Origin of the sequence: Phytobacter massiliensis JC163 (genome assembly GCF_000321045.1) — a bacterium.
GTDB lineage: Bacteria > Pseudomonadota > Gammaproteobacteria > Enterobacterales > Enterobacteriaceae > Phytobacter_A > Phytobacter_A massiliensis.
The window spans coordinates 179,821-192,864 of record NZ_HE578949.1 but is presented as its reverse complement, the minus strand read 5'-3'; the positions used below and the strand labels follow the sequence as shown (position 1 = coordinate 192,864).

The 13,044-nt window shown below is 54.5% G+C and carries 10 protein-coding genes and 3 pseudogenes; 2 read left to right on the top strand and 11 right to left on the bottom strand.

What is annotated here, in order from left to right; translation table 11 throughout:
- Positions 1 to 61: 61 nt before the first annotated feature.
- The 3 genes and pseudogenes from dosP to mak all read right to left on the bottom strand — a co-directional run bounded on the left by dosP (position 62) and on the right by mak (position 5,054).
- A pseudogene (dosP, locus tag ENTHG_RS20880) lies at positions 62 to 2,481 on the bottom strand (oxygen-sensing cyclic-di-GMP phosphodiesterase DosP).
- A 33-nt stretch (positions 2,482 to 2,514) separates the two neighbouring features.
- A complete protein-coding gene (locus ENTHG_RS20875) occupies positions 2,515 to 3,897 on the bottom strand; it encodes a diguanylate cyclase (RefSeq protein WP_044184487.1) in 1,383 nt (460 codons plus the stop codon).
- A gap of 249 nt (positions 3,898 to 4,146) precedes the next feature.
- Positions 4,147 to 5,054 (bottom strand): annotated as a pseudogene (gene mak, locus ENTHG_RS20870) (fructokinase).
- Positions 5,055 to 5,152: 98 nt separating this feature from the next.
- Here mak and rdgC point away from each other — a divergent pair.
- A pseudogene (gene rdgC / locus ENTHG_RS20865) lies at positions 5,153 to 6,063 on the top strand (recombination-associated protein RdgC).
- A 121-nt stretch (positions 6,064 to 6,184) separates the two neighbouring features.
- On the opposite strand, the gene ppnP reads toward rdgC, so the two are convergent.
- The 5 genes from ppnP to ENTHG_RS20840 form a co-directional block, all read right to left on the bottom strand.
- Positions 6,185 to 6,469, bottom strand: coding sequence for a pyrimidine/purine nucleoside phosphorylase (ppnP, locus tag ENTHG_RS20860; RefSeq protein WP_041852550.1), 285 nt, complete (start codon positions 6,467 to 6,469; stop codon positions 6,185 to 6,187).
- Positions 6,470 to 6,556: 87 nt separating this feature from the next.
- Positions 6,557 to 7,234, bottom strand: coding sequence for an AroM family protein (locus ENTHG_RS20855; RefSeq protein WP_044184484.1), 678 nt, complete (start codon positions 7,232 to 7,234; stop codon positions 6,557 to 6,559).
- Between the two features lie 186 nt (positions 7,235 to 7,420).
- On the bottom strand, positions 7,421 to 7,612 hold the full coding sequence (yaiA, locus tag ENTHG_RS20850) for a protein YaiA (RefSeq protein WP_044184481.1): 192 nt from the start codon (positions 7,610 to 7,612) through the stop codon (positions 7,421 to 7,423).
- 49 nt (positions 7,613 to 7,661) lie between these two features.
- Positions 7,662 to 8,186 carry a shikimate kinase AroL gene (gene aroL, locus ENTHG_RS20845; protein WP_044185157.1) on the bottom strand — a complete coding sequence of 175 codons (525 nt, stop codon included), beginning with the start codon at positions 8,184 to 8,186 and terminating at the stop codon, positions 7,662 to 7,664.
- A gap of 264 nt (positions 8,187 to 8,450) precedes the next feature.
- Positions 8,451 to 8,906 (bottom strand): YaiI/YqxD family protein, encoded by a 456-nt coding sequence (locus tag ENTHG_RS20840; protein ID WP_044184478.1) that lies wholly within the window; start codon positions 8,904 to 8,906, stop codon positions 8,451 to 8,453.
- A gap of 98 nt (positions 8,907 to 9,004) precedes the next feature.
- Between ENTHG_RS20840 and proC the strand changes: the two genes are divergently transcribed.
- Positions 9,005 to 9,844: a pyrroline-5-carboxylate reductase gene (proC, locus tag ENTHG_RS20835; protein WP_275404638.1), complete on the top strand. Its 840-nt coding sequence runs from the start codon at positions 9,005 to 9,007 to the stop codon at positions 9,842 to 9,844.
- A gap of 6 nt (positions 9,845 to 9,850) precedes the next feature.
- Here the strand turns inward: proC and ENTHG_RS20830 are convergent, their stop codons facing one another.
- The 3 genes from ENTHG_RS20830 to psiF form a co-directional block, all read right to left on the bottom strand.
- Positions 9,851 to 11,374, bottom strand: coding sequence for an FAD-dependent oxidoreductase (locus tag ENTHG_RS20830; protein ID WP_044184473.1), 1,524 nt, complete (start codon positions 11,372 to 11,374; stop codon positions 9,851 to 9,853).
- A 129-nt stretch (positions 11,375 to 11,503) separates the two neighbouring features.
- Positions 11,504 to 12,601, bottom strand: a complete 1,098-nt coding sequence (gene adrA, locus ENTHG_RS20825) for a diguanylate cyclase AdrA (RefSeq protein WP_044184469.1) — start codon at positions 12,599 to 12,601, stop codon at positions 11,504 to 11,506.
- A 106-nt stretch (positions 12,602 to 12,707) separates the two neighbouring features.
- Positions 12,708 to 13,028 carry a phosphate starvation-inducible protein PsiF gene (gene psiF, locus ENTHG_RS20820; protein ID WP_044184467.1) on the bottom strand — a complete coding sequence of 107 codons (321 nt, stop codon included), beginning with the start codon at positions 13,026 to 13,028 and terminating at the stop codon, positions 12,708 to 12,710.
- Between the last annotated feature and the right edge of the window lie 16 nt (positions 13,029 to 13,044).

Genomic DNA, 13,044 nt, shown 5'->3' with positions numbered 1-13,044 from the left:
CGCGCCCTGTTCACCCTTTCTGTGGAGAGGGTGAACATAAGAGAAAGGCACGGCAGTGCGCTTACTCGCCAGACAAGTCAGCGTAACCCGGCAGAACCGCGCGATACCATTCAGGGATCTGGTCTGCTGGAAGGGGTTTCGAATAGAAATATCCCTGAATTACCGGGCAGCGAAGTTTACGCAGTAACTGGAGCTGCTCTTTATTTTCTACCCCTTCGGCCACCACGTTCAGGTTAAAGCTCTGGCCAATCCGCGTAATAGATTCCAGCAGAAAACGGATACGCTCCTCTTTCAGCGATTGTGCGACAAAGCTTCTGTCGATTTTAATTTCTGTCACGGGTAGCGTCACCAGCTTCGAAAGCCCGGAAAACCCCGTGCCAAAATCATCGATTGACAGCCCCACCCCCATATCGCGTAACCGCTGGATACGGCCAATGATTTCCTCATTTTGTTCCATCATCATGCTTTCGGTGATCTCGACGATTATCTGTTCGCCTTTGATTGCGAACGCCTCCAGCGCATGGGATACCTGATCGGGGAGCTGGTTACTACGAAAATGGAGCGCGGACAGGTTGACCGAGATGGTTGGGATGGCGAGCGACATGCTGTTCCATTCGGCCAGTTGCCGACAGGCTTCACGGAACACCCACTGACCAATGTTCTCAATTTCCCCTACCTCTTCGGCAAGCGGGATAAAACGAGACGGCGGCACCTCCCCATGTACCGGGTCATTCCAGCGAAGAAGCGCCTCGAAACCATACAATGCCCCGCTATCCGCCAGGATCTGCGGTTGATAAACGAGACGAAGGCGATTGTCGGTAATGGCCCGTTTAAGCGCGGCGCTCATCTGTTGCCGCTCCGTCGCTTTCCGGTTCATTTCCTGGTTGAAAAACTGCCAGCCGTTGCCGCCCGTTTTACGGATATAGTCCATCGCGTAGTGGGCCGTCGAAAGTAAATAGTCCCGATGTTTTCCCGCTTCGTGGCTGATACCAATACTCAAAGACAAGGCGATTTCCGCATCGTTTACCTGCACGGGAAGGGCAACAGCGGCACGCAACTCTTCCGCCTGCTGAATAATGCTGTCGACGTTGTTGTCATCACTGACCAGCACGAATTTGGTACTGTCCGTGCGGCTAAGGAATTGACCAGGTCTGAGCCGATTGCAGATGCGATTGACCACTTTTAACAACGCATGTTCCGCCTCGGCATAGCCGTGACTGTCGATGACGTCGTAAAAATGATCCACATTGATGAGGAAGAGGACAGGAGCCCAGTGCTCAGCGTTGGCACGAGGCTGATCCAGATAGTCGTGCAAACTGTTCCGATTCGGCAGACCGGTCAGGGGATCAAACATAATAAGGTGTTCAATACGCTGGCGGCTATTTTCCTGCTCAAGCGCCAGTGCAGCAAGATGCTGGCTGATATCCGCCACCCGTTCGATAAAAGCGCGCGTTTCTCTGCCGGGTACAAAGCGAATAATTAACCTCCCCGTCTCCGTGCCATCTTTCTGGCGCAGCGTTAATAAATGCCCTGTCGATTGATGACTTAATTTTTTTCGGAGGACGACGCCCAGCGTTGAGGTACATTATTTGTCAGCGTATATAAACTGACATGCGCATCTTTAATCACCGACTCAATATTGTGACAAATAATATTACCGACCTCTTCAAAGGTTAATGTACTACACATTGCGGCCAGCACATTCAATTCAAGTTCGCGGATTTGGCGATCCTCAGTAATATCTGAGAATGTCATTACCAGATTTTGCAGATTACCCTCTTCATCGAGCACGGGATTAATAGACGCTTTGACCCAAATCTGTTCGTCTGCCCGATTATGAACCAGAAACTCACCCTGATCGCGTCGGCCTTGCCACAGCATTTGCTGCATGCGTAAAAGGTTATCGGCTGGCTGTGCTGAAAAGCGGAGTAATGTGTCAGGCAATTGTCCGGTCGCTTCATTAAGCTGAAAGCCAAACATTTCAGTAAACGACTGATTAAACTGGACAATACGCCGCCGGACATCCAGTACGACAACGGGCCGATCGATATGGTCTACCGCAATGATGAGCAGCCGTTTTTGCTCTCTTTGTTCTACTTCCGCGCTGACGTCACGGGCCAGCGCCAGATAATAAATTTTTCCCTGCGTATTCACTTTCGACAGAGAAAAACGTGACCAGATGATACTGCCGTCTTTCTTCTCAAGCAGTAAGTCACGGCTCATGCCGACGACCCGCGGCTCCCCACCCTGACGATTATGTTGAATATACCCGCTGTGCTTGCTGCGTAAAGAACGCGGCACCAGCATAGACACATTTTTACCCAGCACGTCGCCTTTAGCGTAGCCCCATAATTTCTCCGCGGCGGCATTGAAGAACAGGATCCGATCCTTTTCATCAATCAGCACCACCGCCATCATATTTTGTTCAAGAGCAGGGAAAAGTATACCGTCATCATGCTGTGTCTGTTCAATGGCTTTCATTATTCACCTTCTCATGACAGGGAGCGGCGTTTTTTACTGCGTATCTCTCCACAACTCTACGCAGTTACGCCCCCGCCGTTTGGCGATGTACAGGGCCTCATCAGCACTCTGAATTAATCGTTCATAATCCGGGTGACCGTTGAACATGGCTGCACCTATCGAAAGGGAAAGGGGTATATTTTCGCCAGTGGGTGATTTAATACGGATTTTCTCTACGCGAACACGGATTCGTTCAGCAATACGCAAGGTATCAACTTCGGTCAATTCAGTTAATATAATCAGGAACTCATCACCGCCATAACGAAAAACATAATCGCTGCTGCGAACGTTATCGTAAAAGGCCTGCGAGACATTCCGTAATATCTCATCGCCAGTGTTGTGCCCCCAGGTATCATTGATCTCTTTAAATTTATCTACGTCAATGATCAGCATAGATAAGGGCGTGTGCGCACGATTAGCGTGGGCAATTTCCCGCTTAAAAATCGTGGGCAGGAAACGGCGGTTAAGCAGTTTTGTCAGAACATCCATACCTACCTCATGTCGTGACACCTTATCAAAGAGCTCACGAAGCAAGGTAATGATCTGCGACTGTGTATTTCGCGTCTGCAGCAGAAACTGAACCCGTAGCGTTTTATTGGTCAGCGCGCGGGGCGACATGCGCGTCTCCCAGAAAAGCTCATCAAACCCCTTGATAAGTCTGGAAATGTGCCCTACCTCAGCTATACCACTAAAATAATGACGGCCTTTATGATTAAACCACAGACCAAACTCCGCCTGGCTAAGCGGCAGGCTATTTCCAAGGTCGGAATTCAGCATGACCTTGTAAACAATATCCATCTCCCATGTAAGGAGAGCGGCAATCTGACGCTCTTTTTCCTCTTCTGCATTTTCCAGCAGCGAGAAGATGCGATAGTTTTCATCTTCTTTACCGGAACTGCTCTCAATAAACGAAAAGGCCCGCGACATCACTTCCATTGAAAGATCGATACTATTAATCGCAAAATGATAGATAGCGAGTTTCTCTTCTGGTTTAAGCTGGCTGATATTAATAACCGGAAATAGCAGCTTTTTCAGGACGCGAAAACCCATCTCAACCAGTTCCACCGGAATACCGATACGCGAATGCACTTCAGCAACACGGTGCTGCGTCTTTATTGCCTGGTCAATATTTTCAGCAGGACAGGAGAGCACCTCCTGCACCCACAGCTGTAGCGAGTGCGTCAGATGCTTTTCCACCTGCTCATTCGTCAGATATTCTTCCGCGTGAGGATCGGCGAGAACAATGCGATAAAATTCACGGCTTAACATCTCTGCATGTTGCTGCGCAATCCCGGCGGTGAGGACGCGGATATCGGGAGCAGTTTCGGTGATTAACTGCGCCCATTCATCTTTCATTCTCTCAAGGAAAACTTCCATCATTCAGGCCCTTATCAGAGTTATTACTGGACTGTTATGATTGTCTAAAAGAAGAGCGCTTTCCGGGCGTCAATATTGTTATCCGGGTTCTAAAACCTGATGTGCAACCATGCACGCATAATCTGAGAAAAATGGCGAAGAGGTGCCCTGCTAAGTATAGCTAATATGGGAAGTGCCTGTTGACTTCCCCTGATTCAGCGCACGCGCCTTATCAGGGCTACCTGCGTAGCCCTGATGTGCGCTAAAGCATTACTCTGCTGGCCACAGCCAGGCGGCGCCGCGCACGCCGCTGGAGTCGCCGTGCAGCGCTTTACGAATGGGGGTTTCGCATTCGCCGCCGAAGACCCAGTTTTTCACCAGGGCAGGCACGGTTTTGTATAGACGCTCGACGTTACTCATTCCCCCGCCCAGCACAATCACATCCGGGTCGAGAATATTGATGACGTGCGCCAGCGACTTCGCCAGCCGCAGTTCGTAACGGCTTAATGCCAGCTCCGCCACCGCGTCCTGTTCTTCTACCAGACGAATGATTTCGCTGCCTTTTAACGCCTTGCCGCTTAACCGCTGATAATCGGTGCCGAAACCGGTGCCAGAGATAAACGTTTCAATACAGCCCTGCTTACCGCAGTAGCAGGGTACTTCCACCCGGTATTTCAGTTCGTCTTCGTCCATCCACGGCAGCGGGTTATGACCCCACTCGCCTGCCGTGCCGTTGCCGCCGATATGCGATCGCCCGTTAAGCGCTACGCCCGCGCCGCAGCCGGTGCCAATGATCACCGCGAATACGGTTTGTGCCCCTGCCGCCGCGCCATCCACCGCCTCGGATACCGCCAGACAGTTGGCATCGTTTGCCAGCCGTACTTCACGCTGTAGCCGCTGGCTTAAGTCCTTATCAAACGGCTTGCCGTTAAGCCAGGTGGAGTTGGCGTTTTTTCACCACGCCGGTATAAGGCGATATCGAACCGGGGATCCCCATGCCTACCGTCCCGGTCTGGCCGGTCTCTTTTTCGGCTAAATCGACCAGCGACGCAATCAGCTCAATAGTCTGGTGGTAATCACGCGGCGTGGCCTGCCGGTGACGAAAAAAGTTCGTCACCGCTCTCGCTCAATGCGATAACCTCTGTTTTGGTGCCACCTAAATCGATACCAATACGCACACAATGCTCCTCATAGTTGGACAACCATTCACATGCAAGCGCGGCGACAATTGGGTATCATGCCCGCTGCATTTAACGACAAGGCCGTGGAAAAAATCATGCTGTGGTTTAAAAATTTAATGGTATACCGTCTTAGCCGCGATGTAGCGTTGCGCGCCGAAGAGATGGAAAACAGCTTGCCCCACTATCGTTTACTCCGTGCGGTAGTCAGGATATGGCGAAAACCGGGTGGGTTCCACCGATGGGCTCACACAGCGACGCGCTGACCCATACCGCCAACGGTCAGATTATTATCAGCGCCCGCAAAGAAGAGAAGATCCTGCCCTCCCCCGTTATCAAACAGGCGCTGGAAGCGAAGATCTCCCGTCTTGAGGCCGAACAGGGCCGCAAACTGAAAAAAACCGAAAAAGATTCGCTGAAAGACGAGGTGCTGCACTCGCTGTTGCCGCGCGCCTTTAGCCGCTTCAGCCAGACGATGATGTGGATCGACACCGTTAACGGGCTGATTATGGTCGACTGCGCCAGCGCGAAGAAAGCCGAAGATACCCTGGCGCTGCTGCGTAAAAGCCTTGGTTCGCTGCCGGTAGTGCCGCTGACGCTGGAAAACCCTATCGAACTGACGCTGACCGAGTGGGTGCGTTCCGGTACGGTAGCGCAGGGCTTCCAGCTGCTTGACGAAGCAGAGCTGAAAGCGATGCTGGAAGATGGCGGCGTAATCCGCTGTAAGAAACAGGATCTGGTGAGCGACGAGATCGCGGTGCATATCGAAGCGGGTAAAGTGGTCACCAAACTGGCCCTCGACTGGCAGCAGCGCATCCAGTTTGTGGTCTGCGAGGATGGTTCAATCAAGCGCCTGAAATTCGCTGATGAACTGCGCGACCAGAATGAAGATATCGATCGTGAAGATGTGGCGCAGCGCTTTGACGCCGACTTTATTCTGATGACCGGGGAACTGGCAGCCTTAATTCAGAGCCTCGTTGAAGGTTTAGGCGGCGAAGCTCAGCGTTAACGGATTTTGTCCGGGTAACAAAAACCGCATCACTGCACGATTTGCCCGGGTAAGCGTAAGCGCACCCGGGACATTCCCGGATGCGGCGTTGCCTTCTCCGGGCGACGAAACCACGTTATTTTTACAGATAACGGCAGAGATAAGAGGTCGGTTCAGCCACCTGCAGGTGGAATTCGCTCTGGCCTGCAACATTGAACACTTCACCCGCAGAGTAGGTTTTCCATTCGGTTTCCCCTGGCAACAGTACGTGCAGAGCGCCGCTTATTACGGTCATCTCCTCAGGCTGCGCGGTGCCGAAAGTGTACTCCCCTTCGACCATCACGCCGACGCTGGCGCGACCGGTGCTGCTGCTGGTAAAACCAATGGACTTCACTTTACCGGAAAAATATTCGTTACTTTGAAGCATGAACCGCCCCTTACAGAGAAAATGTTTGAAAAAACACTATAGAGGCCCGTCTTTGCTTCTGTCACGCGAAATTACCAGGCGGGAAAATCACATCAGTAGCTCAGACGCCAGGCGAGCCACCAGAATATTAGATAATAATACTGGCACATCCAGCGCCTTCTGAAGTAAGTCGCGGTGCCACTGATGAAAGCCAAGACAATCAAGCATTAATACATCTGCGCCCTTTTCAATCAGCGCGTTACCGGCAGCGATCAGCTCCGCTTCGCTGGCATAAAGAGGATGGGCGAGGGTGTAAAACGGCTCGTTTTCCAGCTGGCGCCACTTCTCCTGCTGCTGCGCCATCATTTCAGGGATAGGCACAATCACGCCGACCTGGTGTCCATCAACAATGGAGGCGACCAGCGGCGGAATAATACGTTGGGGTTCAAGTAAGATAGCGTTACGCGCGACCAGCCCGCGAATAGGGGCGGTGCTCATCAGTAAAATAACGTCATGGCCGCGGTTATCCATGACTTCGATAATACTTTGCAGATCGCGTTCGACCTTCTCCTGAGAAACCATGGCTACGCTGTCATCACGCAGGCGCGTAGGCAGCGGCGTTTCACCAGGATCCACACGGTACTCCACCACGACCTCTTCCGGGTCCATATCGCCCAGCAGCGAATAGCGGGTGATCTGCTCCTCAGGGATATGCTCGGTGAGAAGGGGTAAAATTACATCGACTGGCACCACACCGATGGTGAGAATAGCCAAAGTTGCACTCATCAGTTTTTCCGCCTTACAACACTTCTTAACGTTAACCTGGCGCACAGGCTGAACCAGCCTGTCAGAAAGATATGGCGGAACAATCGCCCCGCCATACCAGTAGAGAATGATTATTATTGGTTGCCATCCATTCCGCCAGGCCAAAAAATGTGACGGAGAACGCATTGCCTCTTAATTCAGACGAAATCAGCTTTTGTCAGGGTCCTCATAACGTTTTTTGGCATCCATCGCTTCCTGCTCGGTAGGATGCTCGCTAATCAGCGAATCCGGTTTCGGATGATCGGCACGTAATTCATACCAGGTGACAGTTTGCCCGGTTGCGCCTTTCTCAACGGCAACAACACGGGCTTCGCGCGGGTAAGGTGGTTTTGTAGGCATGACGTTTCCTTTTTATCCAGTCAGGCCTTAAGTATAGACAATCGTTTCGTCAACTCGCCTGCGCCATGCGCAGGGCCGCCTGAATATCAGCAATAACGCCCTCAGGGGATTGCGCCGAGTTAACCACATAGTGCGCCGCTTCACGGTAGATAGGATCGCGCACTGCCAGAACCTCACCCACCTCGTCGCGCACCGGCTTGCCCGTCAGGGTTGGACGCTGGCTGGCTTTAGGGTAGGCTTCGAGCCGTTCGACGAGCACAGACGCAGGCGCGCTCAGATAGATGACCACCCCATTTTCCCGCATAAAGCGGCGATTGTATTCACTGAGGATAATGCCGCCGCCGGTGGCAATGACGCGAGACGCGCCGGTAACCTCTTCAAGCGTAGCCGTTTCGCGGGCGCGAAATCCGTCCCAGCCTTCCAGCTTAACCAGATCGGCCACCGTCATCTGTGCCGTCTCCTGCAAGCGATGGTCGGTATCGACAAACTGCCAGGCATGCGCCTGCGCCAGGGCCTTACCCGTTGTCGTTTTTCCGCAGCCGCGTGCGCCAATCAAAAATATGGGTATTGTCATGAACTCGTCTTCCCTCAGGTCTTGCAAGATAAAAGTAGCCAGCGATAACAGCGCCTTAATGGCGACCGTGATTGTAAACAAAAGATTACAGTTCTGATGAATCCTGACGTCTTTGCCTGAAACCTGATGGGGTTGGCGCCAGCCAGGGTGTAAAGTTTTTAATGCAACTAATGTAACGACAACCTTACTTAAAAGAGTGTCAATTGACAAGCCCGGATCCGCTTTTAGCGTAACATATCCGCATGACGATAGTTTGTATGCCTGCTAGCCCGCCCGCTGCTTTTCCAGCAGCCACTTATCAAGCCCGGCGGCAAACTGCTGGCGGTCCCGCTGGGAGAGGCTGTCCGGCCCGCCGGTTTGAATGCCGCTTGAGCGCAGGGTATCCATAAAATCGCGCATGGTCAGCTTTTCCCGGATGGTGGCCTCGCTGTAGCGCTCACCGCGCGGATTAAGCGCCGCCGCCCCTTTCGCCAGCACCTCTGCCGCCAGCGGAATATCGGCGGTAATCACCAGATCCCCCGGCGCGCACAGACGCACAATTTCGTTATCGGCAACGTCAAACCCTGCCGCCACGCGCACGGCGCGGATAAACCGCGACGGCGGCACGCGGATATTCTGGTTCGCCACCAGGGTAAGCGAGGTCTGCGTACGCTCGGCGGCGCGAAATAAAATTTCTTTAATGACATTCGGACAGGCGTCCGCATCAACCCATATCTGCATAGTCACTCCTTATTTGGTTGCGCATTGTGGCGTTAAACCGCCTGCGGCGCAAAGCGCGACGTTAAGCTTTCGCCCTGCGCCGCATTCCACGTTAAGCTATAACGCAAACATATCAGCAGAGAGGGAGAGAAGATGGAGAAAAAATCGGCTTTATCGGCTGCGGAAACATGGGCAAGGCGATTCTGGGCGGTCTTATTGCCAGCGGCCAGGTGCAGCCGGGGCAGATTTGGGTCTATACCCCAAGCGCGGATAACGTTGCCGCGCTGCATGACGAATTCGGCATCAACGCGGCGGAAAGCGCGCAGGATGTCGCTCAGGCCGCAGATATCGTGTTTAGCGCGGTCAAGCCCAATATCACCGTCAAAGTGCTCAGCGAAGTGGCCTCCAGCCTGAATAAAGAGTCGCTGGTCGTCTCTATCGCCGCTGGCGTGACCCTCGATCAGCTGGCCCGCGCCCTCGGCCACGATCGTAAAATTATCCGCACTATGCCCAACACCCCTTCGCTGGTGAATGCCGGTATGACCTCTATCACGCCGAACGCGTTAGTTACCCCGGAAGATGTGGCCGACATCGTGGCCATTTTCCGCTGCTTCGGCGAGGCGGAAGTGGTGGCCGAACCGATGATCCACCCGGTAGTCGGGGTGAGCGGCTCCGCGCCCGCCTATGTGTTTATGTTTATTGAAGCGATGGCCGACGCCGCCGTGCTCGGCGGCATGCCGCGGGCGCAGGCCTACAAATTTGCCGCCCAGGCGGTGATGGGCTCGGCGAAGATGGTGCTGGAGACCGGTAAACACCCTGGCGAACTGAAAGATATGGTCTGTTCGCCGGGCGGCACGACCATTGAAGCGGTAAAAGTGCTGGAAGAGAAAGGCTTCCGGGCGGCGGTGATTGACGCCATGCAGGCCTGCATGGCGAAATCCGAAGCCATGAGCAAATAACCCCGCCTATGAGAGCATTTGCGCAGCCGCGTCCAGACTGAGCGGCTGCTGCATCTTCACCAGCAGCCCGGCGGTGGCGGTATTTTTACCGCAGCTTAGCACGGCTTTGAGCATCCCCTCCTGACCGTATAACATCGCAAAGCGCTTGTTATCGAACGAGCCGATCATTTTCGTAGTGTCCCATTCGCTGGCGTAACCCAGATATTCAAAACGGGTGCCAAAGTGGGTAGTCCAGAAAAAGGGTACCCGATCGAAGGTGTGATTTTCGCCGAGCATATTCAGTGCCGACAGCCTTCCTTGCTGCTGCGCCACGCGCCAGTGTTCAATGCGACGCCGCCCTTCCGGCGCGGGGTAGCTGGCGATGTCTCCCGCCACCCAGATATCCGGGGCGGCCTGCAGGGATGCATCCACCACCAGGCTGCCGTCCTCCTGCTTTGGCAGGTCGCGGGCAAAATCGGTAAACGGGCGCACGCCGGTGGCGAGCACAACCACCCGCGCGGGCACCGTCTGGCCGCTTTTCAGCCGAACGCGCTCAACGCCGTCCGCACCTTCCAGCGCAACCGGCTCGCCGGTCACGAATTTCACTCCGTTTTGCTTATGCATATCGAGGAAATGCTGGCCAATCTCTTCGCCAAACTGCGGGACGAAGGGGCGTTCATGGCGCGAGATCACCGTCACGTCGATATCCTGATTACGCAGCGCCGCCGCCAGCTCCATCGCAATAAAACTGTTGCCGACGATCGCCAGCTGCTGCGCCTTCTCCACGTCTTCGAGTAGCCGCTGCGCCTGGTGCAGGCCGCGCAGAACGTGAACCCGCGCAAGCTGGTTGCCTTCCATCTCTGGCCGCACGGGTTTTCCGCCGGTCGCCAGCAGCAGCTTATCGAAATGAAGCTCTCGCCCGCTTTCGAAGGTCAGGGTGCGCTGCTGGCTGTTCAGGGCAGTGACCGCTTCCCGTATGCTCTCCACGCCGGGCTGCTGATAAAACCCTTCGTCAAGAACATGGGGAACCTCGCTGATTTGCATCTTTCCTGCCGGAACAAATTTGCTCAGTGCCGTGCGGTCATAGGGCGCGTCAGGTTCATGATCGATAAGAATCAGCCGCCCCTTAAAGCCTGCGTCGCGCAGGGTAATCGCCGCCGCGCTGCCCGCCGCACCGGTACCGAGGATCGCCGCAGTCTGCTCGCTCTCCCCACGAAGCAGCGGCGCGCTGGCCGGCGACATGGCCCGGGGGCTTACCAGCACCCGATTCTCTTCAATGCGCACCGGGTACTGTTTCAGGTTCGACAGCGCCAGCGGCTCAAGCCACTGGCCATTGGTAATATCAAATTCAGCTTTGTGCCACGGGCAGACCAGCCGCCCTTCGCAGATAGCGCCCTGCTCCAGCGGCGCGCCCGCGTGGGGGCATTTGCTCTGGAAGGCGCGCACCTGGGTTAAAGTGCGAATCAGGATCATGGCGGTTCCCGCCACTTCAAACTTCACCGGTTTACCCTCCGGAAGGGCATTCATATCAACGACGTATTGGTAGCTCATCACATTGCTCTCGTGTCAGTACAGAAGAGACGGACGTAACGCCAGACAGCGCACACCACGAGGAAATTTATAAATATCATCGCTTTTAAGCCTGGCAGAGAATGGGCGTTGAGCAACCAGACGGGAGGATCAGGCGGCAACCTCAGTACGGCTGCGCCCGGCTTTTTTCGCTTTATACAGGGCCAGATCGGCGGCTTTAAGCCACTCCCGGTAGTGGGTCATTTCACCGGTTAAAGGAGCCACGCCTACGCTGATGCGCAGCGTAAGCTGAGGCGTGCCGGGCAGGCGGAAGGTTTCAAGGCGGTCGTGAACGCGGGACATGGCGGAAATGGCATTTTCCGGCGGCGTGCCGCACATAATGATAGCGAACTCATCGCCGCCAAAGCGGCCAATGATATCGCTGCCGCGCAGGGTAAGCTGCAGGTGGCGGGTCACGGCGATAATCGCCTCGTCGCCCACATCATGCCCCCAGGTATCGTTGATGGTTTTAAAGTGGTCGACATCAATAAGCAGCAGAGTCGCCATGCGCTGCTGGCGGCGGCAGTTTTCAAACGCCTCCCGCAGCAAAATCTCCCAGTGGCGGCGGTTATAGACGCCGGTCATGCCGTCGCGAATGCTCATCACCCGCAGCAGCCGCTTGTGCTCTTCGAGGCGGGTAACGTTACGGTAGCTCACCCATGAAAAGAGCAGCGGATAGAGCAGTAAAACCGGCACCGTCAGGCAGAGAATTAACGATGAGCTGGCCGGGTTGACGGCGGTTTCGCTAAGCTGGAGCGTCACCAGGCAGGAGAGCAGCGTCAGGGCGATGCCCGCCAGACACAGCCGCGGCCCGCCTGCGCCCATTGTGGTAATAAACACCATCATCGCCAGCGCCAGCGACGGCAGCATATTCACGCCCATCAGCCCTATCCAGATGCCAGCCATGATGGCATCCGTTTTCAGATTAAACGTTTCGCAGGCGTGAGGATCGGCTGATCGAACAGCCAGTTGCCAGGCCAGATGGGGCCAGACGAAGGCCCACAGCACCAGTATCACCCACCATATGCCCGCTACCGGTTGCGATACCAGCGCGCCCGCCAGCGGCAGGAATAAACAGGCCAGCCCGACCGCGCGCGGCATTCTGTTCCGCTGGGCAAAAAGCAGCCCAGTGCTGTGCGGGTCATCTTCACTCAGAGCCGGGTTTCTCTCCTTATGCCCCTCTGCCTTGTAAAAATTATTATCATTCATAATTTTTTGGGAACATTCTGAAACAATTTTCAAAATTATAGAGAGGGAGGCGGCAGGGAAAGTATGAAATTTTGGGTGAGCTAAACGGCACGCTCACCCGAATGGACTAGCTGGCTTTTTTCAGGCAGGCCTGCATAAATTTGCTGCGGTCTTCGCCTTTCAGCGACTGTTGGGTCGCCTGGCTATTACACTCGCGCATCTTTTGCTGCTGGGGAGTAAGGCTTTTCTGGTTGGGATCGACTTTGGTGTTTTTCAGGCAGTCGCTCATATATTTTTTCCGCTCGTCGCCAGAAAGGGTCTGGGCGGTCGCCTGCTGATTACAAAGGGTCATGCGTTGTTGTTGCGGGGTGAGGGTTTTCTCCGCCGCGCTCAGCGCGGTGACAAATACCAGCCCGAATAGCAGGGTAACAAATAACGTTATTTTCATAATGACCATCCTTAAA

Bases quoted from the DNA above. Each gene is read 5' to 3' on its own strand.
- ppnP (WP_041852550.1), bottom strand. From the start codon at position 6,469: ATGCTTCAAAGTAACGAATATTTTTCCGGTAAAGTGAAGTCCATTGGT.
- psiF (WP_044184467.1), bottom strand. From the start codon at position 13,028: ATGAAAATAACGTTATTTGTTACCCTGCTATTCGGGCTGGTATTTGTC.
- aroL (WP_044185157.1), bottom strand. From the start codon at position 8,186: ATGACAATACCCATATTTTTGATTGGCGCACGCGGCTGCGGAAAAACG.
- ENTHG_RS20875 (WP_044184487.1), bottom strand. From the start codon at position 3,897: ATGGAAGTTTTCCTTGAGAGAATGAAAGATGAATGGGCGCAGTTAATC.
- ENTHG_RS20855 (WP_044184484.1), bottom strand. From the start codon at position 7,234: ATGAGTGCAACTTTGGCTATTCTCACCATCGGTGTGGTGCCAGTCGAT.
- yaiA (WP_044184481.1), bottom strand. From the start codon at position 7,612: ATGCCTACAAAACCACCTTACCCGCGCGAAGCCCGTGTTGTTGCCGTT.
- ENTHG_RS20840 (WP_044184478.1), bottom strand. From the start codon at position 8,906: ATGCAGATATGGGTTGATGCGGACGCCTGTCCGAATGTCATTAAAGAA.
- ENTHG_RS20830 (WP_044184473.1), bottom strand. From the start codon at position 11,374: ATGAGCTACCAATACGTCGTTGATATGAATGCCCTTCCGGAGGGTAAA.
- adrA (WP_044184469.1), bottom strand. From the start codon at position 12,601: ATGAATGATAATAATTTTTACAAGGCAGAGGGGCATAAGGAGAGAAAC.